Annotated in this window: 11 protein-coding genes; 2 read left to right on the top strand and 9 right to left on the bottom strand. The window is 64.0% G+C overall.

Annotated features, from left to right (window positions below):
* Positions 1–49 precede the first annotated feature (49 nt).
* Positions 50–3,352 (top strand): arabinosyltransferase domain-containing protein, encoded by a 3,303-nt coding sequence (locus GJB56_RS23480; protein WP_020968115.1) that lies wholly within the window; start codon positions 50–52, stop codon positions 3,350–3,352.
* On the opposite strand, the gene GJB56_RS23475 is transcribed toward GJB56_RS23480, so the two are convergent.
* Entirely contained in the window at positions 3,349–4,299 is a 951-nt protein-coding gene (locus tag GJB56_RS23475; protein ID WP_113683450.1) for a DMT family transporter, read from the bottom strand. The two genes, GJB56_RS23480 and GJB56_RS23475, sit on opposite strands and share 4 nt — an antisense overlap.
* A gap of 73 nt (positions 4,300–4,372) precedes the next feature.
* On the opposite strand from GJB56_RS23475, the gene GJB56_RS23470 reads away from it, so the two are divergent.
* A complete protein-coding gene (locus tag GJB56_RS23470; protein ID WP_020968113.1) occupies positions 4,373–5,284 on the top strand; it encodes a LysR family transcriptional regulator in 912 nt (303 codons plus the stop codon).
* Here the strand turns inward: GJB56_RS23470 and GJB56_RS23465 are convergent.
* From GJB56_RS23465 to GJB56_RS23430, 8 genes are all read right to left on the bottom strand, one after another.
* A complete protein-coding gene (locus GJB56_RS23465; RefSeq protein WP_019746413.1) occupies positions 5,281–6,822 on the bottom strand; it encodes an acyl-CoA carboxylase subunit beta in 1,542 nt (513 codons plus the stop codon). The genes GJB56_RS23470 and GJB56_RS23465 overlap by 4 nt on opposite strands.
* Positions 6,819–11,762: a polyketide synthase Pks13 gene (pks13, locus tag GJB56_RS23460; protein ID WP_113683449.1), complete on the bottom strand. Its 4,944-nt coding sequence runs from the start codon at positions 11,760–11,762 to the stop codon at positions 6,819–6,821. Before pks13 ends, GJB56_RS23465 begins: the two co-directional genes overlap by 4 nt.
* Positions 11,763–11,799: 37 nt before the next feature.
* A complete protein-coding gene (gene fadD32 / locus GJB56_RS23455; RefSeq protein ID WP_003943899.1) occupies positions 11,800–13,689 on the bottom strand; it encodes a long-chain-fatty-acid--AMP ligase FadD32 in 1,890 nt (629 codons plus the stop codon).
* Positions 13,690–13,871: 182 nt separating this feature from the next.
* On the bottom strand, positions 13,872–14,867 hold the full coding sequence (locus GJB56_RS23450; RefSeq protein ID WP_020968111.1) for an LLM class F420-dependent oxidoreductase: 996 nt from the start codon (positions 14,865–14,867) through the stop codon (positions 13,872–13,874).
* Between the two features lie 206 nt (positions 14,868–15,073).
* Positions 15,074–16,027 carry a cutinase family protein gene (locus GJB56_RS23445; protein WP_019746409.1) on the bottom strand — a complete coding sequence of 318 codons (954 nt, stop codon included), beginning with the start codon at positions 16,025–16,027 and terminating at the stop codon, positions 15,074–15,076.
* A 9-nt stretch (positions 16,028–16,036) separates the two neighbouring features.
* Positions 16,037–16,588, bottom strand: a complete 552-nt coding sequence (locus GJB56_RS23440; RefSeq protein WP_021342459.1) for a DUF732 domain-containing protein — start codon at positions 16,586–16,588, stop codon at positions 16,037–16,039.
* Between the two features lie 106 nt (positions 16,589–16,694).
* On the bottom strand, positions 16,695–18,578 hold the full coding sequence (locus GJB56_RS23435) for an alpha/beta hydrolase-fold protein (RefSeq protein ID WP_113683448.1): 1,884 nt from the start codon (positions 18,576–18,578) through the stop codon (positions 16,695–16,697).
* Positions 18,579–18,831: 253 nt separating this feature from the next.
* On the bottom strand, positions 18,832–19,842 hold the full coding sequence (locus GJB56_RS23430; RefSeq protein ID WP_020905770.1) for an alpha/beta hydrolase: 1,011 nt from the start codon (positions 19,840–19,842) through the stop codon (positions 18,832–18,834).
* Positions 19,843–20,078 lie beyond the last annotated feature (236 nt).

Here is a 20,078-nt window from a genome sequence, read left to right as displayed (position 1 = left end):
ACCCAGGCACGGTAGGTCCACGCTCAGCCCTGACATACCATCGGTAGCCGTGCCCGACGCCGTGACAGCTTCACCCCAGACTTCGAGTTCGCCGCCTCCTGCTGGTCAGGATGCCCGCGAGCGTTTCCATCGCACTCGATGGGTTGCGATCATCGCCGGCTTGCTCGGCTTCGTACTCGCACTGGCAACTCCTCTGCTTCCTGTCGTGCAGACGACGGCGACGGTCAACTGGCCACAGAACGGCGTGATCGGCGACGTCGAGGCACCGCTGATGGCGCAGGTTCCCATCGACGTCAACGCGTCGATCCCCTGCACCGCGGTCAGCTCACTCCCCGAGGGCGGCGGCATCCTGATGTCGACGGCACCTGCTCAGGGCGACGGTGCCGCGCTCTCGTCGATGTTCGTCCGTGTGTCCGCTACCAGCGTCGACGTGCTCGATCGCAACGTCGTCGTAGCTTCGGCAGCGCGCGAGGACGTCGAGTCGAGTCGCTGCGGCGCCATCGCGTTCAGCTCTGACGTCAACCGGACCTCGGCAGAGTTCGTCGGCCTGACGTATCCCGACGGCAACCCGATTCGTGGCCAGCTCGACGGCGACTTCCGCCCGCAGGTGGTCGGCGTCTTCAGCGACCTGCCCGACGGCGCTGCCCCCGAGGGCCTCGGCTTCTCGATGACGATCGACTCACGTTTCTCGTCGAGCCCCAGCGTCCTGAAGCTGGTCGCGATGATCGTGGCAGTGCTCTCGACCATCGTCGCGCTGGTCGCCCTGGCTCGCCTCGACGGCACCGACGGCCGCAAGCACCGACGTTTCCTGCCCGAACGCTGGTGGAAGTTCTCCGGTATCGACGGAGTTGTGGTCGGCACGCTGGTCGTCTGGCACTTCATCGGCGCGAACACCGCCGACGACGGTTATCTCCTGACCATGGCCCGAGTCTCGCCGGACGCGGGATACATGGCCAACTACTTCCGTTGGTTCGGCGTTCCCGAGGCCCCGTTCGGCTGGTACTACGAAGTCCTGGCCGTGATGGCGAAGATCTCGACGGCGAGCCCGTTCATGCGTCTGCCCGCTCTGCTCGCCGGAATCCTCTGCTGGATGGTGATCAGCCGCGAGGTCGTCCCGCGTCTCGGCCGGGCGGTTCGCCGGAGCAACGTCGCCCTGTGGACCGGCGGTCTGGTATTCCTGTCCTTCTGGCTGGCGTACAACAACGGTCTTCGCCCCGAGCCCATCGTGGCTCTCGGCGCACTGCTCACCTGGTGCTCCATCGAGCGCGCCATCGCCACCGGACGTCTGCTGCCCGCGGCCACGGCAATCTTGATCGGCGCCTTCACTCTTGCCGCCGCACCCACCGGATTGATGTGTATCGCAGCCCTTCTCGCCGGTGTGCGCCCGTTGGTGCGCATCGTCGTCAAGCGTCACCGACTGGTCGGCACACTGCCGCTTCTCGCTCCGATCGCCGCTGCCGGAACCATCGTGCTGGTGGTCATCTTCGCCGACCAGACCTTTGCCGGCGTCATGGAAGCCACGCGCGTCCGAACGATCATCGGGCCCAATCTCGAGTGGTACCAGGACTTCCTGCGCTACTACTACCTCTTCGTCCAGACGGTCGACGGCTCGGTTGCCCGACGCTTCGCGTTCTTGACGATGATCCTGTGCCTCTTCACGACGCTCTTCGTGTTGTTGCGCCGCGGCCGCGTCCCCGGCGCGGCAACCGGTCCGTCGTGGCGCCTGGTCGGCGTCGTCTTCGGCACGATGTTCCTGATGATGTTCAACCCCACCAAGTGGACTCACCACTTCGGTGCGTACGCGGGCATCGCCGGTTCTCTCGCCGCGCTGACCGCCGTGGCAGTGTCCGCGTCTGCCCTGCGCTCGCGTCGCAACCGATCGGTGTTCGTGGCCGGGCTGCTCCTGATGCTCGCGTTGACGTTCGCCGGCATCAACGGCTACTGGTACGTCTCGAGTTACGGCGTTCCGTGGTTCGACAAGACCATCTCCTACGACGGCCGTGAATCCAACACACTGTTCCTCGCGCTCTTTGCTCTCGCCTTGGCCTTTGCCGCCTGGCAGTACCTGCGTGAGGGATTTGCAGCCCCGCCCGAGAAGCCGAACACGGCCAAGGGCAGACGAATTCGCAAGTTCGCGGCTGCTCCGCTCACCGTGATCGCCGGTCTGATGGTCCTGTTCGAGGTGCTCTCACTACTCAAGGGCGCTGTGTCGCAGTACCCGGCGTACTCGCTGGGCCGAAGCAACATCGAGGCACTCGCGGGCAAGACCTGCGGCATGGCCGAGGACGTTCTGGTCGAGACCGACGTCAATTCCGGAAATCTGCGGCCTCTGCCCGCTCCCGGATTCAACGCCGAGGATCCGTTGTCCGGAGTCGATTCGAAGGGCTTCTCCCCCAATGGGGTTCCCAGCGATCTGACCGCCGATTACATCGAAGTCAAGCAGGGCATGGGCAATACCGACAGCCAGAGTGTCGGCCCCACCTTCGCTACCGGTTCCGGCGCCGGAACCAGCGGCGGCACCGGTAACCTCGGCGTCAACGGCAGCACGGCCAAGCTCCCCTTCGGCCTCGATCCGTCGAAGACACCGGTCATGGGCAGCTACCAGCCCGGCGTGCAGGAACCTGCTTCCCTCATCTCGAGTTGGTACGGATTGCCCACTCGCAGTGAAGAATCACCGCTGGTGGTCATGTCCGTGGCGGGCCGCGTGTGGTCCGTCGACAACACCGGTGCGATCACGTACGGCCAGTCGCTTCTGGTCGAGTACGGCAAGACTCAGCCCGACGGAACCGTGCAGGTTCAGGGTTCGTACATGCCGCGAGACATCGGCCCGGCGCCGTCGTGGCGCAACGTCCGTATCCCGATCGACGAACTCGCGCCAGATGCCGACGCCGTTCGGGTGGTCGCGTTCGATCCCAACCTCACGGGCGATCAGTGGATGGCATTCACGCCGCCGCGCGTGCCCAAGCTCGAGTCCCTGGACTCGTACATCGGCAGCGAGCAGCCGGTTCTCCTGGACTGGGCTGTCGGCCTTCAGTTCCCGTGCCAACGTCCGTTCACACATCAGAACGGTGTGGCCGAGATGCCGAACTTCCGCATCCTCCCGGACCGTCCCCTGGCCGTCAGCTCCACCGATACCTGGCAGTCCGCAGACAACGGTGGACCGCTCGGATTCACCGAGGTCCTCGCCGGTGCTACGACGGTTCCGACGTACCTGAAGGACGACTGGGCACGGGACTGGGGATCACTCGAGCGCTACGACCGGTACTTCCCGAATGCTGTTCCGGCAGAGGTGGAGACGGGCACCGCAACCCGCTCGGGCATGTGGATGCCCGGCGAGATGCGAGTGCACTAGCCTGCGCTACCTACTCGGGTGACTGCTCGGGTGCGACGTACGGAGACGGCCGAGACCGCTCCGACAACGACGACGCACCCGAGTAGTTGCCCAACGCCTGGCCGTTCGCCGAGCAGCACAACCGCCAGCAGCACGGCGAGGACCGGTTGCATGAGCAGGAGCGTCGCGCCCACCTCGGCGGGAAGCCGAGGGAGCGAGTGCCCCATCAGCATCCAGCCGAACACCTGGCCGACCAGCGCCAGTGCCGCGAGCCAGCCGAACGCTTCCCAACCCGGGACGAAATCGATCCGGCCCCACAGCGATCCGATGACGGAGCCGGCGATGCCCGCGGACGTCGTCGAGATCAACACCTGGCTCGCGGCCCGATCCGCCTCGCCCGTACGGCCGACCACGAAGATGTAACCGCCGTACGCGATTCCGGAGACGAGCGAGAGCGCCGTTCCCCACAGCAGTTCGTCGCCGGTTCCCCCGCCCCCGAACACGCTGCCCGCCAGGGCGATTCCCGTGAACATGAACGGTAGGGCGAAGACGAAGCGCATCGGCACCCGATTGCCGAATACCAACCAGGACAGTGCGGGCACCACGATCACCTGCACGTTCACGACGACGCTCGCCATACCCGCGCCGATCATCAGAATCGACTGCGACCACAATGCAAAATCCAGTCCGAGCAACAGACCGCCGAGCACCTGCAGAACGACTGCCCGCCGGCTCGGCTTGCCCACCCGGCGGTACTCCCGCCACGCCAACCACAACAGCGGCGGCAAGGCCAGGAAGCAACGGAAGAAAACGGCGGTCGAGGGCCCGACATCGGCCAGCTTGATGAGGAGCGAACTGATCGAGATCGCGGCTGCGCCTCCGACGACCAGCAATCGAGGGTCGATACGCCCCCGAGGAGTTCGGGTGGGTGTCGGTGTCTGCGCAGTCACGGAGGTCAGAGTGGTCACTCGACAATGTTCCTGCCGCTAACTATTCAGCACAAGCAAATGTTCAGACCGTATATTCGGTAGCATTGCTACTGTGTTGAATCTCGAAAGACTTCGCGCCCTGCACGCTGTCGCCGAGAACGGATCAGTAGCGGCTGCCGCCCGCACCTTGCATGTCACACCCTCCGGAATTTCGCAGCAGTTGAACAAGCTCGAGCGCGAGGTCGGTGTTCCGCTCCTCGAACCGCAGGGCCGCGGTGTGCGACTCACCGAAGCGGGCCGGATCCTCGCGCGCCGAACCGCAGAGGTTCTCTCGACGCTCGCCCAGGCCGAGGCGGAAATCGCGTCGCTGCAGAGCGAGGTGACGGGCCGCGTACGCATCGGGGCCCTGGTCTCCCCCAGCAGGACAGTGCTGCCGCGAGCCATCGCCGAGATCAGGCACGCGCACCCCCAGCTCGAAATCACCTTCAACGAAGGCGAATCCGAAGAACTGCTCCCCGCACTGATTCGCCGCGACCTCGACGTCGTGGTGGTCGACAGTTGGAGCACTCTGCCCGTCGAACTTCCCGACGGAGTCTCCTTCACGCCCGTGTACGACGACGTGGCGCTGCTTGCTCTCCCCGCGTCACATCCGCTGGCGGAGAACAAGGTCGTCGCGCTCAGCGAGCTGTCCGAGCATGCCTGGGCGACGTGGACCCGGGGAACGGACTTTCACACCTTCACCGTCAGGACCCTGCGCGCGCAGGGGTTCGACCCACGAATCGAGTACGAGGTCGCCGAGTTTCCCACCCAGGTCGAATTCGTCGCTCAGGGCCTCGCCGTCGCTTTGATCCCGCGCCTGGCGAGAGTTGTACCACCGGAAGGTGTTCGAATGCTCGACACCCTTCCGCCGCTGGGCCGCGACATCTACCTCGCCTGGCGGACCGACAGCGAAAGACCTGCCGTCCTGGCGGCGATAGAAGCGCTACGCCGCCAGTTCGACGCCCTCGGTGACAAGAAGAATTAGAGCGGCATCAAGTTGTGCTTGCGCGGGTTCTTGAAAATCGTCTTGTCCTTGAGCAACTTCAGAGCCTTGCGGATTTCGAGACGCGTCTGCGAAGGCTCGATCACCGCGTCGATGTATCCGCGCTCAGCCGCGATGTACGGCGTCGCGACGAACTCGTTGTAGAAGTTGATCAACTGAGCACGCACCGCGGGTGCGTTCTCTCCCGCCTCGGCGAGCTGACGACGTCCCATGATGTTGACGGCACCCTCGGCACCCATCACGGCGATACGAGCGGTCGGCCACGCGAGGTTGATGTCGGCACCGAGCTGCTTGCAACCCATGACGGCATAACCGCCGCCGTACGCCTTACGAACCACCACCGTCACCTTCGGGACAGTGGCTTCGATGTACGCGAACAGGAAACGCCCGCCGCGCTTGATGACACCGACCTTTTCCTGATCGACGCCGGGAAGAAAGCCTGGTGTGTCGACGACAAAAACGAGCGGGATGCTGAAAGCGTCGCACAGGCGCACAAAATGGGCAGCCTTGTCGGAGCTGTCCGCATCGAGGGCGCCACTGAGGTACGTGGGCTGGTTGGCCACGACGCCGACGGGCAGGCCGTCGACGCGGGAGAACCCGGTGATCACGTTGTGCGCGACCTGGGCTCCGATTTCATGGAAGGTTCCGTCGTCGAAGATCCGCAGAATGATGTCGTGCATGTCGTAGCCGGCATTGTCGGCATCCGGCATGAAGGCGTTGAGTTCGAGATCCGACTCGGTGATCTCGGGTTCGAGACCCGGGTTGATCAACGGCGCCTTCTCCGTGCACGAGGACGGCATGAAGCTCAGGTACTCACGCACCCAGTCGAATGCAGCCTTCTCGTCGGGAGCGACGTGATGGATGTTTCCGTACTCCGCCTGCTTGCGCGCTCCGCCCAGATCCTCGAGGCTGACCTCTTCGCCGGTGACCGACTTGATGACGTCGGGTCCGGTGACGAACATGTACGACTCTTCGGTCGCGACCACGACGTCGGTGTTGATCGGTGCGTACACGGCACCGCCGGCGCACTTACCGAGGATGACCGAGATCTGTGGGCAGACGCCGGACAAGGGCTCCTGACGTGAACCCATGTTGGCGTACCAAGCCAATGAGGAAACGGCATCCTGGATTCGAGCTCCACCGGAATCGTTGATACCGACGACCGGGCAGCCCACCTTCAGTGCAAAATCGTTGACGGCGGCGACCTTACGACCGAACATCTCTCCGGCGGCACCGCCGAACACAGTCTGATCGTGCGCGAACACGGCAACCGGACGCCCGTCGACAGTTCCGTGACCGGTCATGACGCCGTCGCTGTACGGGTTGTCCTCGCCCGCCATCTTCACCAGGGCGCCGACCTCGACGAAGCTACCGGGATCGAGCAACATGTCGATGCGCTGGCGCGGCGTACTGTGCCCTGCTGCATCGCGCTTCGCAATGGCCCGAGCCGAGCCCGGTTCCTTTGCCTTCTCCAACTTTTCGCGGAGTTCAGCGAGCTTCTCCGCGGTGGTTGTCGTCACTTCTGAACTCCGGTTTCCGCTGTTTTGGTCTGAGCTGTCTCGATCTGGGCCAGCTTGGTGGTGAGGTCTGCCGCAACCTTCGCGATGTACGGCTCGTCGACGATCTGCAGGTGGTCCCCGCCGATGTAGACGACCTCGAGGTTCTTCACGTAGTCACCCCAACCACCATCTGCCTTGCGGGTCTTGAATGCGGGCTCGAGCGTCATCAGCTCGTCGTGGTACTTGTCGGCCATGTAGAGCACGACGTCGCCGTCGTAGCTGCTGAACTCGGCCGTCTGGATGGCGCGGTTGTCCAACCACGACGTCCGCTGATGCTCGATGATGCCGCCGGGAATCTTGGCGCCGCTCATCTTGATCATGTCCATCAAGATCTGGATCTGATCCTCGTCCGCTTCGGTGGAGGCCAGAACGTCAAGCGGCAGCGGAACATCCAGGTTGTAGGTGCGCTTGGCGAACTTGCCGTAGCGCTCCCAACGCTTGCGTCGTTCCGCCTCGGTGTCCGGCACTACCTCGCCGGCCATGACGGTGTCGAGCAGTCCGACCACACGCACGTCAGCGCCCTGCTCACGCAGCAACTTCGCGACCGCATACGACATCACGCCGCCGAACGACCAGCCACACAGTACGTACGGCCCGTCGCCCTGGATCTCACGCAGCAGCGGAACGTAAGCAGCAGCACGGGTTTCGATCGAGCCCTCGACCCGCTCGAACCCGTACATCGGCGTGCCGGCGGGCAGGCGCTTGAGCAAAGGCTCGTACGTCACCGTCGAACCACCGGCAGCATGGAAGACGAATACCGGTACGGCAGTGGAACCTTCGGGACGGGCACGCAGAGTGCGTACGAGTCCGTCGATCTTGCCGTCGTCCTCGAGGTACTGGCGCACGACGTCCGCGAGCTCTTCGATGGTGGTGGAATCGAGAACGTCGTCGAGAGTGATCTCGCCGCCCGCACGCTCGGAAAGCCGAGCAGCAAGCTTCTCGGCGACCTCGTCACCGACGATCGGCAGATCGTTGAAAATACCCTTGGCGGACTTCCCGGTGACGACGGCCCACGTCGCAAACGTCAAGCGCTCGGCCGCATCTCGCGGCGGAACATCGGAGCCGGCATCGTCGGCAGTTCCGGCTCGAGAAGGATCGGAAGGCGCAGCAGCAACCGGAGCAGTCGCCGGCAGTTCCACCGACTCCTCAGCGGGAGCAGCGTCCTCGTCAGCCGCATCGGCTGCCAACTTCTCGGCAGCCTGCTTGTCGGCCATCGCCTGAACCTCTTCGCGATTGTCGATCGCGTAGCGCAGGTACTTGTTGACCTCGTTGAGGCTCGCGTCCTTGACTGCCTGGAGCTGGAGCTGCGGAATGTCGAACTCGTACTCGACGCGGTTCTTGATACGCATCGCCATGAGCGAATCGAGACCCAGTTCGATGAGCGGAACCTCGGCCGGAAGATCTTCCGGCGAGTACCCCATCGACTCGGCCACAACGATCTTGAGGCGGTCGTCGAGGCTCTGCGAACCGTTCGGATCCCACTTGTCTCCGGCGTCTTCGACGACCTCGGCCAGGGTTTCCATCGGCGCACTGGTCTTGACCGGCGCGCTAATGACCAGCTCGGGCAGCGGCTCACCGGACGTGACGACGGCATCGAACAGCAAACGGAACGTAGCGCCCTCGCGTGCGTGCACCTGCACCGACGCTCCACCCGGATGCGGGTTGAGGGTTGTCGTCAGGGTCGCAGCGCCGGCCAGTTCACCGTGCGGAACGGCAGCGGTGAGAGCGACATCCGAGAGCACCTGTCCGGCAGCAGCGCTCACGAGCACAGCCAGATCGGTGACGGCGGATGCGTCGACCTCCCACACGTGGCGGCCGTCGGGCAGAGCGACGTGCGAGCCGGGTACGCGAGCCGAACCGCCGGCACTGACGCGAATGTCGAGCCAGTACGGCTTACGCAGGAATGCAGTACGCGGAACCGAGGCGAAATCGCCTGCAGGAAGCAAGGACTCGAGGTTCACGGCATGGCCGTGCACGTACAGCTGCGCGAGAGCGGCAAGCACACCCGCGGACTCGTCTTCCTTACGCTTGAGCGTCTGGATGAGTTCCATGTCGTGCAGGCCCGAATCGAACGCGGTAGCCGCCACCGACATCAGCGTCACCGGGTTGGGTGCAAGCTCGACAAAAGTGGTGTGGCCGTGGGCAACTGCACCGCGTACCGCATTGGTGAAGTACACGCTGTGGCGAAGGCCCTTGACCCAGTACGCCTCTTGATGGATCGGCTCGTGACCGGGACGGTAGAAGGTGTCCTTGTCGACGGACGAGTAGACGCCGAGCTTCAACGTGGTCGGCTCGATACCGGCCAACTCCGCGGCAAGCTCGCCGAGCAGCGGATCCACCTGTGAAGTATGGCTGGCACCCTTGGTCTGCAGGACACGCGCCATCTTGCCGTCGGCCTCGGCGGCCGCGACGATCGCCTCGATGTCCGGCTGCGGTCCACCGATCACCGTGTGCGTCGGAGCTGCGTAAACGCAGACCTCGAGCTTGGGATACGTGGGCAGCAGCGCCTCGATCTCGGATGCGCTGTACTCGAGCAGTGCCATCAGACGGATGTCGTCGCCGACGAGTGCGCCCTCGGCCTCACCCATCAGCCGTGAACGTGAACAGATCACGCGCACAGCGTCTTCTAAGTTCAGACCACCGGACACGTATGCGGCAGCGGCCTCACCCATCGAGTGCGGAACCACGGCTTCGGCTTCAGCGCCGTGGTGACGCAGCAATGCGGCCAGACCGACCTGGATGGTGAAGATTCCCACCTGTGCGGTCTCGACGTTGTACTCGATCGCATCGTCGAGGAACATCTCGACCATCGAGTAGCCGGCCTCGTCCTGGATCAGCGCATCGACCTCGTCGACGGCTGCCTTGAAAGCCGCGTTCTCCGTGTAGAGCTGCTTGGCCATCTTGCGGTGCTGCGAGCCGAAGCCCGAGAACACCCACACCGCGCCCTTGGGCGACGGCGAGTCGGCCGAGAAGACTCCTTGAGCCGGCTTGCCTGCGGCGACGGCGCGCAGCGAGCTGATGGCCTCGGACCGCGTCTTCGCCAGAACAGCGGCGCGCGAGCGTCCGTGGTTGCGACGCGCGAGTGTGCGGGCGACGTCGGCGAGGGGCGTCTTGCTTCCCTCTTCGGTTTCGAGCCAGTCGGCCAGATCTGCAGCTGCGCGGCGACGACGCGAAGGCAGCGCACCGGACACAGCCAGCACAACGGTGCTCTCGTCCTCTGCTGCCGGTTCGTCAGCTACCGGGGCATCCACGACTGGTTCATCGACTGCCACGTCGGCAGGCACGTATTCCTTGACCACGACGTGCGCGTTGGTTCCGCCGAAACCGAAACCGGAAACGCCGGCGACGGCCTTGCCGGTGTAGCGCGGCCAGTCGGTGGCCTCGGGCGTCACCTGCAGGTGCGCCTTCTCGAAGTCGATGTGCGGGTTCGGGCCCAGGTAGTTGATCGTCGCGGGAATCTTGTTTTCCTGCATCGCCAGAACGACCTTGATCAGGCCGGCGGCGCCCGCAGCTGCTTCCAGGTGCCCGAAGTTGGTCTTCGCACTACCGAGCAGAGCTGGCTTGTCGTCGTCACGGCCACGACCGACGACACGACTGAGCGCGTCGGCCTCGATGGGATCACCGAGATCGGTGCCCGTTCCGTGCGCCTCGATGTAGTCGACTGTGGTCGGCACGATGCCGGCGTCGCGGTACGCGAAACGCAACACGTCGGCCTGGGCGTCCGGGTTGGGCGCGAGCAATCCGTTGGAACGGCCGTCCTGGTTGACCGCGGATCCGGCGATCACCGCGAGGATGGAATCGCCGTCACGCTCGGCGTCTTCGAGACGCTTGAGCACGACGAGTCCGCCGCCCTCACTACGAACGATTCCCTGAGCGTGTGCGGAAAATGCACGCAGTTTGCCGTCGGGAGCGAGCATCCCGGTCTGGTCGAAACCGAGGGTTCCGGGAGGGGCCAGCAGCATGTTGACGCCACCGGCCAGCGCGATGTTGGAATCACCACTGCGCAGCGAACGCACAGCCTCGTGAACGGCAACCAGCGAAGACGAGCACGCGGTGTCCAGAGCGATGGACGGTCCACGGAAGTCGAAGAAGTACGAAACCCGGTTCGCGACGATGGCCGTCGACGTTCCGGTCAGTGCGTACGGGTGCGCCGTCGTCGGATCACTGACCGCGAGCAACTGGTAATCGTTGGCGGAACTGCCGATGAAAACACCGACCTGCTTGCCCTTGAGCCCGCTGGCCGGAATGCGCGCGTGCTCGAGCGCTTCCCACGCGAGTTCGAGTGCGAGGCGCTGCTGCGGATCGACGTTGACGACCTCGAGCGGAGACATCGCGAAGAACTCGGCGTCGAAGCCCTTGACGTCGTCGAGGTACCCGCCCTTGGTGTTGGCGTTCTCGACCGCGGCCTTGATGGCGGGATCCGACATGAACTCGGCCCAGCGGTCCTCGGGGAGGTCGCTGATGCCGTCGCGTCCGGCCGCCAGCATTTCCCACATGTCCGAAGGCGTGTGCCCGGCACCGGGGAATCGTGTGGACAGTCCGACGATGGCGATGTCGTGGGCGTCCGTCGTGGCGCCTGAGACGTAGTACGACGCGTCGACGGTCTCCTCCGGCGCCTCGGGCTCACCTTCGATGATCCGAGTAGCCAGCGAGGCGATGGTGGGGTGTTGGTAGACGATCGTGGCGGTCAGCGTGACACCGAGCAGATCCTCGATGTCTCCGCTCAGAGCAACTGCGTCCCGCGAGGCGAGTCCGAACTCGTCCAGCGGCCGGTCGTCCACAATCGTCGACACCGGCTGACCGGTCGCGTCGGCGATCCAGTTGCGAAGCCACTCACGCAACTGCGCGACACTCATCTCGCTCACAACGTCTTTGCTCTGCACACCATCTTGTTCAACCATCAACTCACCAAGCCACCGATCATGAAGGGACTGCTCCTCAAACGCTATCGGGGAATGCGGTCTGCTGATAGCCGCCTCGCAACGTTCCCTCGATATAACTCGCCTTACACGCGCGGCGAGCGATCTTGCCGCTGGACGTACGCGGAATCGAACCCGCGGGGACGAGCAGGATGTCTCGGGCCGTAACACCGTGACGGGAAGAAATCGCCGCACGCACAGTGTCCGCGATCGGCTGCGGATCGGCCTTGCCTGCGCCGGGAGCACGCTCGGCCACGATGACCAACTGCTCCGAGGAATCGTCGTCGTCGAACTTCAGACCCGAGTGCGTGTTGGAGAACACGACAGAAGGCAGCTGGTTGGCCGGGACGGCAAACGCAGCGATGAAGCCGGGGCGCAGGGCGGGGCTGGCTTCCTGAGCCGAAGCCTCGAGGTCCTGCGGGTAATGATTGCGACCGTCGACGATCACGAGGTCCTTGACGCGGCCGGTGATGTACAGCTCGCCGTCGACGTAGACGCCGAAGTCGCCGGTACGCATCCAGTTGGCATCCGCCGGCGTGCCCTCGGTGTGGCTGTCTTCGCTCAACCGATTGTCCAGCTTGTTGTGGAAGGTCTCCGCCGTCTCGTCGGGGCGACCCCAGTAGCCGATGCCGATGTTCTCGCCGTGCAACCAGATCTCGCCGACGTGATTGTCGGGGACCTCTGTCAGAGTTTCGGGATCGACGATCGCCGCCCACTGACTGCGCGAGACGTACCCGCAGGAGACCTGTGCGATGGCGTTCTCGGAGTACTGGTCGACGATGACCATGCGGCCCTTGTTGAGTTCCGTGCGGTCGACGTAGATGACCTTGGCCTCGTCGGAATGCTTGGTCGAGGAGACGAAGAGCGTCGCCTCGGCCATGCCGTACGACGGCTTGATCGCAGTCTTGGGCAGACCGTACTGAGCAAAAGCGTCGTTGAACTTGCGCATCGACGACGTCGTGACCGGCTCACTGCCGTTGATCAGGCCGATGACGTTGCTCAGGTCCAGGGTCTCGCCGTCCTTCGGCAGGCCGCGCGCGGCAGCGTGCTCGAAAGCGAAGTTGGGAGCGGCGGCGAAGGTGCCTGCGCCGTCGGAAACCGCAGCCAGTTCCTTGATCCACCGGTACGGCCGCTGCACGAAAGCGCGCGGGCTCATGATGGTGATGTACTTGCCGCCCAGAGCAGGCAGGATGACCGTCAGCAGGCCCATGTCGTGGAACAGCGGCAGCCACGTGACGCCGCGTGAGTCCTCGTTGAGTTCGATGGAGTCGACCATCTGGAGCGCGTTCGTTCCGACAGCGCGGTGGGTGATCTCCACGCCGGCGGGAACTCGGGTCGAACCGGAGGTGTACTGCAGGTACGCGATGTCGTCGAGTTCGATGTCGGGACGAACCCACGTTTCACCGACGGTGTCGGGAATCGCGTCGACGGCGATGATGCGCGGACGCTCGGCAGCGGGAAGCGAGCGGAACAACTGACGAACACCGGCTGCCGACGAAGCGGCAGTCAGAATCGCAGTCGGCTTGCAGTCACCGAGAACAGCGTGAAGACGGTCGGTATGACCAGGCTCGTCCGGATCGAAGAGCGGCACCGCGATGGAACCTGCCTGAATGGCGGCAAAGAACGAAATGACGTAGTCGAGCCCCTGCGGAGCAAGAATCGCGACACGGTCGCCACGCTTGGTGACCTGCTGCAGACGGGCCGCAACAGCGCGCAGACGCACACCGAACTGCTCCCAGGTCAGCTCCAGGGCTTCACCGTCACGTTCGCGTGAGTAATCGATGTACCGATACGCGAGCTCGTCCGCGTTGACACGCGAGTGTTGCTCGACGTAGTCGACCAGCGTGAAGCCTGGTTGCAGGCGGATCTGGCCCTTCTCGTCGAGAAAGCCATCGAACAGCGCGTTCATTCCATCTCCTCCGAAGCGATCACACAAGCACTGTCTTTCATGCCTGCGCCCCAGACTTCCTTCGCTCTCTCGGGTCCATCTTCGATCAATCGAATCGCACTTTGTGCGCAACTCACCTGAATCACTTCATCGATCCCAAACCATCGATATGTTACAGATTCGCATCGTCCGTATTCTCCGGCCTACTCGCCCGCCAGTAACGGGATGATCGGGGCGAACGCTTCCATCTGCGTCGGGAAGACCCCGACGTACGACATCGACGTCTTCTCGCGGACCAGTCGAATCTGGTCTGCGATTTCCTCGAAAGTGCCCACAGCCAGGTATGGAGAGTTCAGCAACTCCTCCACGCTCAGCTTACGATCCACTTCGATGTTCGGCGGAAAACCTTGGTCCAGAGCGGCGATTGCCATCTCGGCAGCCTGCTCTCGATCGTCGGTGATCATGATCATGGTGATGGTCCAGTTGAGTTCGATCTCATCGAAACGCTCGCCGGCAGCTTCGCGGATCCGCTCGACACGTTCGATGGTCTTTTCCATCGTGATTCCGGAGAGCAGAAGCCGCCCGTCACGGTTGGTCGGGGTGGCGACCGAGATGATGTCCGCGTACTTCGCGGCGAGAGCGAGCATCTTCGGTCCACCGCCTCCGACGATGATCGGCGGCCGCGGGCCCTGCCGCGGTCGCGGGCTGCCCTTGAGGCCACGCACCTGATAGTGCTTGCCTTCGAAAGTGCATTCCTGCCCGCGCAGCAGTGTGTCGAGAATCTGCAGAGACTCCTCGAGTTTCTCGATGCGAACGCCGGGGCTTTCGTATGCGATGCCGCCCTTGTCGAACTCTTCCTTCATCCAGCCTGCGCCGATACCGAGTTCGAGTCGGCCACCGGACAGCACGTCGATAGTCGCCGCGTCCTTCGCGAGCACAGCAGGATGGCGGAAGCCGTTGGCCAACACGGCAGTGCCCAGACGGATCTTGTCCGTGGCCACTGCGAGTGCTCCCAGAGCGGCGATCGGTCCGACCTGATTACCCAGGTGGTCCGGAATCATGAACGAGTCGTAGCCGAGTTCCTCGGCCTTCTGCGCAAGCTTGATGAAACGTCGCGCACCACCCTCTTCGGCGTTGCCCTCGCCACCGGCCGCAAACCGGAATTTGCGTAGGGCATCGCTGCCGTGGGTGGAACTCATATAGCGATTCTCCTGTGATGGACACGTACGTCGTACTCGGACTTCGAAACCGGACAAATCGAACCTACTCGCCAGTCACTTACGTGACAGCACTGTAGAGGACGCCCCCGGACCGTGCAGCACTCTACCGGGACCAAACGAGCAGATTACCCGCGAGCGAACTCCCGAGACGCCCGATTGTGACGAATCAACAGTGCGGCGGTGACTCAACTGTGGGGCGGTGTCGGTGCGGCGTCGATCTTCTCCGCAGCCCACTGTGCCATCCATTGGGTGGCCGTCGTGCCGTTCGGATCGACTTGGAAGGAGTTGTACATCGCGTGCACAGGGTTGTTGTAGTACTCGAGAAGCCGCGGCGCCGAACTCAACCAGTTGGTCGGATTGAGAGCGGCGGCCGGAGCGTCGCAGATACCGTCGCTCGGCGCGCAGATCTGATAAGTCCGGTCGTTGAGGTCGCCGAATCCGCCTGGCCTCGGGCCGGTCATCGTGAGACCGGGAAGCTTCAGCCCGTTCAGCGACAGCTCGGCGCCGACACCGGCAACGCTCGGGCCAACCGTGTTCCCGAACGCCGGATCGCGCCGACCGTCGGCAATCAAGCCCACGCCCAGAACCAGATCGGCAGGCACCGCGCCGGTACCGTCGCCGATACTCGCGGCGACGTCACCCGCGATCACCGCGCCCTGGGAAAATCCGGTCAGGACGTAGCTCGTGAGCGGGCACTCGGCGTGCCGCTTCATCAGAAAGTCGTTAGTGGCAGCAGTTCCCGCAGCCCGGCTGTTGTTGTAGGACTGCTGTCCGTCCGGCGGGATCGCAACCGGATTCGAAAACTGTGCGACGTAAGGAACGGTGTAGACGTCGGCCCTCGAACTATCGAACTTCTCCTGAAGAGGACGGGTCACGTTCAGCATCAACGACGCCGGATTGGCCGTCGGGTTGTACGGGTCGTCGGTAGCACTCGACTCCCACGTACCCGGTATGGCTACTACCTGGACATCGGGGCAACTGGCCGGCTGAGACACCGGCGGCTCCGGACTCGGCGGGATCGGAGTCGGCGAAGGCACCCGCCCGGCCAGGATGTACCAACCGCCGATCACGACCGCTGCGACCACAAGAATGATCAGCAGCGGGATCAGGCACCCACGACGCTTTCCAGACCTCGCCATGACCCGCGCCTACTTGCAGTAGGTGGTGTTGGCGACGTCGATATAGATCTGAGCGTTCGCACCTGCCTGCTCGGGAGTGATCTGCTTGCCTTCCGCCGACGCTTCCTGGCCGACGAAGGCAGTCACGAAGGTCAGGACCTCGTCGTCGGTCTGAGGACCGGCAGCGCAGATGTAATTGGCCGTGTTGACGGCGATGCTTCCGTCACCGGCTGGGGTGATGCCCTTCGCCTTCAGTCCGTCGAGGAACTTCTGTGCCTCTGGACTGACCTCGACGACTGTGGGGCCCGGGAAGCCTTCGATACTCTGCGGCTGCTCCGGCGGCGCGGTGGCTGCTGCTCCTGGACTGGTGGGCGCAGCCGACGCCGTCGTGGTCGCAGAGGCGGACGCAGACGCCGAACCGCTCGAGGACGAAGCCGCAGCGGACGTCGTGGTGACCGGATTGGAGGTTGCAGTGGAGTCGTCACTACCGCACGCGACAAGCGCGCCACCCGCGGCGAGCGCCAAGGCGCCGACCGCGATCGCGCGTGCACAAGTGTTTCGGTTACCCGAGAAAAGCGACATCAATGTCCGTCCTTGCCTTCAGTCGAAAGTCCATCAACAGGTTACGCAACGCACGCGGGCGGGCACCGATCCGTGATCGGGCCCGCCCGTCGTGCACCACTGTGAGTTAGTGAACTTCTGTCTTGTCACCGATCACCGTGATGTAGCCGAACTGGAAGTTCTGCTGGACACCACCGGGAATGTCGAATTTGTCACTGATCGGGAATCCGAGGCGGCCGCCTTCGTATCCGACGCTCTTCCAGCCGTCGAAGAGCGGGCCGTTCTCGACGGACCATGCACCGGTGCCGGGGCTCCAGTAGATGTTGCCGCCCTCGAACTCGGTGAAGCGTCCGTTGTCCTTGATCGGAACCTCGTTCGACTTCGGGAATCCGAGCCAGCCGTTTTCCCAACCGAGTTCGCCGTACTTGCCCATGATCATTCCGAGAACCGCGTGAGTTCCGTTGGCGCTGCTGTACATCGCGCCGATCTCGAATCCCTGAACCTTGCCCGGCTTGCCGGGCGTCGCGATCTCGTCGGCGGTCGGGTAGCCGAGCGGGCCACCTTCCCATCCCTGTGCGGACCACTCGGCGAGGATGTCACCGCTGACGGGGTGAGCGCCGGTCTGCGGGGTCCAGTAGATGGAGCCGTTCTGGAAGTGGTTGAAGCGTCCGCGTCCGTCGGGGGTACCGAGTTCCGGAGTACGCGGGAAGCCGAGCGGGCCGGCTGCTGCTCCGGTGTTCATGTACGCGCCGGCGATACGACCGGCGACGGGCTGGGCGCCCGTTCCACTGGTGAAGTAGATGCGACCGTTGCGGAAGTCCTGTGCCAGGCCACCCGCGACGCTGTACTCGGGCGTGATGCAGTCGCCGATCCAACCGTTGACTGCAGCCGTCGCACCGATCTCACCCGACGTGCCGCAAGCCGGCTTCTCGACCTCGACGCCGATGGCGTTGGCCAACTGCGGCCACAGCTGATGAAGCTCGAACTGCCAGTACGGCCACGAGTGGGTTCCGGACGGGCGGTAATTGACCTGCGCGGGGATGCCGAGCTGGTTGAGCTTGGTCGCGAAGGTCTGCGAGGTCAGGCGAGCGAGGATCTCGAGGCCCATACCTGCGTAGTTGGTGCTGACGCCGGGAATTCCCGACGGCTGGTCGTACGGGCCGGTCGTACCGCTGCCACTCGAGACGTACAGGCTGACGCCCTTGAGCTTCTCGGCGAGCGCATACGGATCGTGTGCAGCCCACTGTGCGTTGGACGGCGGTCCCCACATCGCGGCGGAGTTGTATCCACCGGCGTCGGTCATCGCGAACTGGATTGCCTGAGGCATGCCGAGCGAGGTGGTGGTGAGGATGCCGGACAGCGAAGCCGCGAACTTGAAGAAGCCGGGGTTGCGCGCCGTGAGGAACATCGCGGACGTTCCGCCCATCGACAGTCCGACTACTCCGCGCGTCTGCGTGGTGCGCCAGTCCTTTTCGAGGATGGAGGGCAGTTCCTTGGTCAGGAACGTCTCCCACTGGTAGTTCTTGCCGTTGTCGGGCTCGAGCCAGTCGGAGTAGAAGCTGGACTGACCGCCGACGGGAAGAATGACGTTGACGTTCTTGTCCGCGTAGAAGGACTCGGCGTCGGTTTCGTAGGTCCAGGCGTTCTCGTTGTCGGTCGCGCGAAGACCGTCGAGCATCCAGACCGAGGGGAAGCTGGCCGACGGATTGACGTTCCAATCGCGAGCCAAGAGGATCTGCACCTGAATCGGGGTGCCCATCGCGGGAGAGTTCACCCACAGCGCGACGCGACGCTCACTGAGCCAGTCGACCTTCGTGACCGCTGCGCCGGTGGGGTTCTGGGTCACGGCCGGTGCGGCCTGAGCAGGTGCCGGCGCGGCTGCCGCGGTTCCGGCCGTCGTCAAGCCCGCGGCGATCGGCAGTACCAGCATCGCTGCCAGTGCGCCGACGACCTTTGTCCGGAAGGTTGCCCGGGACCGGCGACGGTCCTCCGTGGCAAGGCCTACTCGCATGAGCTCACTCTCTTTCCTTACGTTCGGTCCGCGCGTCGATCGTGTAGCCGCCTGAGCAGCCAGACCCCCGTTGAAACTATTTCTACACGCAAACGATCCCCGCTTGGGGTAGCCGCGCTGTTACTGGTGGTGCAATTGTTACTGACCTCAGGCGATCGTGCAGCGCCTGAATACACAAGTGCCGTCCCGGTTTCCCTTGGAGGGAGTCCGGAACGGCACTGGTGAAGTGACTAGGTCACGGGATGGCGCACGATCACCAAGCGTTCATGGTGTCGAGGATCTGGCCGCGAGCCTTCCACAGCTCTGCCGACCAGTACGGCCACGAGTGCGTGCCGTTGGACGGGAAGCTGTAGGTGGCCGGGATACCCAGCGAGTTCATGCGGATCTGGAATGCACGGGTGTTGACCAGGGCGAGTGCTTCGAGGCCCATGCCGTTAGCCGTGTTGTAGTAATCGATCGGTGCGCGCGGGTGGTCGTATTCACCGGGCAGGCCGCTTGCCGACGAGATGTACATCGACAGGCCCTGCAGACGCGGTGCGAAGACGAACGGGTCGTTGCGCAGCCAGGACGGGCTCCACGGCGGTCCCCACATGGAGTCGACGTTGAAGCGACCGGCATCGAGCATTGCGACGCGGATTGCCTCGCGCATGCCGGGAGCCGAGATGTTCAGGTAGCCCGACAGCGAGCCGGCGAACTTGAACTGGTCGCGGTGGTAAGCAGCCAGCGTCAGAGCAGCGCTGCCACCCATCGAGAGACCGAGAACCGCGTTGTTGTTCGGCGAGACGCCGTAGTTCGCGAGGAAGTTGGGGAGTTCCTGCGTGAGGAACGTTTCCCACTTGTACGTGATCTGCTGACCGTTGAAGTTCGACGGTGCATACCAGTCGCTGTAGAAGCTGGACTCGCCGCCGACGGGCATCACGAGGGTGATGTTGTCGTTGCGGTACTGGTCCATCGCGTTGGTCTCGAAGCTCCACGCGTTGGCGTCGTTGCGCGCACGCAGGCCGTCGAGGAGGTAGAGGGCAGCGTTTCCGCCGCGTGCGGCCCACTGGACCTGGACCTTGATGTTGCCCATCGAGGAGGGCACCCACAGCTCGTCGTATCCGCCGGAGGGGGCGGTGTGGCTGGGAGCAGTGTGCGCGGGCGCAGCAGAGGCGACAGCACTACCGGCAACTCCTGCAGCAAGGGGTAGCACAAGTGCTGCGGCACCGATGGCCAACGCTCGGTGCTTGAGGCGCTGGGTCAGCCTCTTTCTGGCAAAACGCATGGATACTGCTCTCTCTCTTCGTCTGCGGCACTCACTCGGTGGAGTGGCTCCGGCGGATTCCGTCGGGGAACAGGCTTTTCTGCCAGCCCGAACAAGTTCGGGTCGGCAGCGGACCTCTTCCAAGTCACACTGCGCTCGCTGGACTTTATGTCACAGGTTCAGCTGTGACAAATAGACAGACCGTTACGTCTCAGTCCGCGGGCGACGCCGTCATCACCCGCAGGGAGTGATTCAGG

The organism is Rhodococcus sp. AQ5-07 (genome assembly GCF_009707305.1).
GTDB lineage: Bacteria > Actinomycetota > Actinomycetes > Mycobacteriales > Mycobacteriaceae > Rhodococcus_F > Rhodococcus_F erythropolis.
Note: the sequence above shows the minus strand (reverse complement) of the source record. Positions and strands in the feature narration are given on the sequence as shown.

Bases quoted from the DNA above. Each gene is read 5' to 3' on its own strand.
- pks13 (WP_113683449.1), bottom strand. From the start codon at position 11,762: ATGGTTGAACAAGATGGTGTGCAGAGCAAAGACGTTGTGAGCGAGATG.
- fadD32 (WP_003943899.1), bottom strand. From the start codon at position 13,689: ATGAACGCGCTGTTCGATGGCTTTCTCGACGAGAAGGGCCAGATCCGC.
- GJB56_RS23450 (WP_020968111.1), bottom strand. From the start codon at position 14,867: ATGAGTTCCACCCACGGCAGCGATGCCCTACGCAAATTCCGGTTTGCG.
- GJB56_RS23445 (WP_019746409.1), bottom strand. From the start codon at position 16,027: ATGGCGAGGTCTGGAAAGCGTCGTGGGTGCCTGATCCCGCTGCTGATC.
- GJB56_RS23440 (WP_021342459.1), bottom strand. From the start codon at position 16,588: ATGTCGCTTTTCTCGGGTAACCGAAACACTTGTGCACGCGCGATCGCG.
- GJB56_RS23435 (WP_113683448.1), bottom strand. From the start codon at position 18,578: ATGCGAGTAGGCCTTGCCACGGAGGACCGTCGCCGGTCCCGGGCAACC.
- GJB56_RS23430 (WP_020905770.1), bottom strand. From the start codon at position 19,842: ATGCGTTTTGCCAGAAAGAGGCTGACCCAGCGCCTCAAGCACCGAGCG.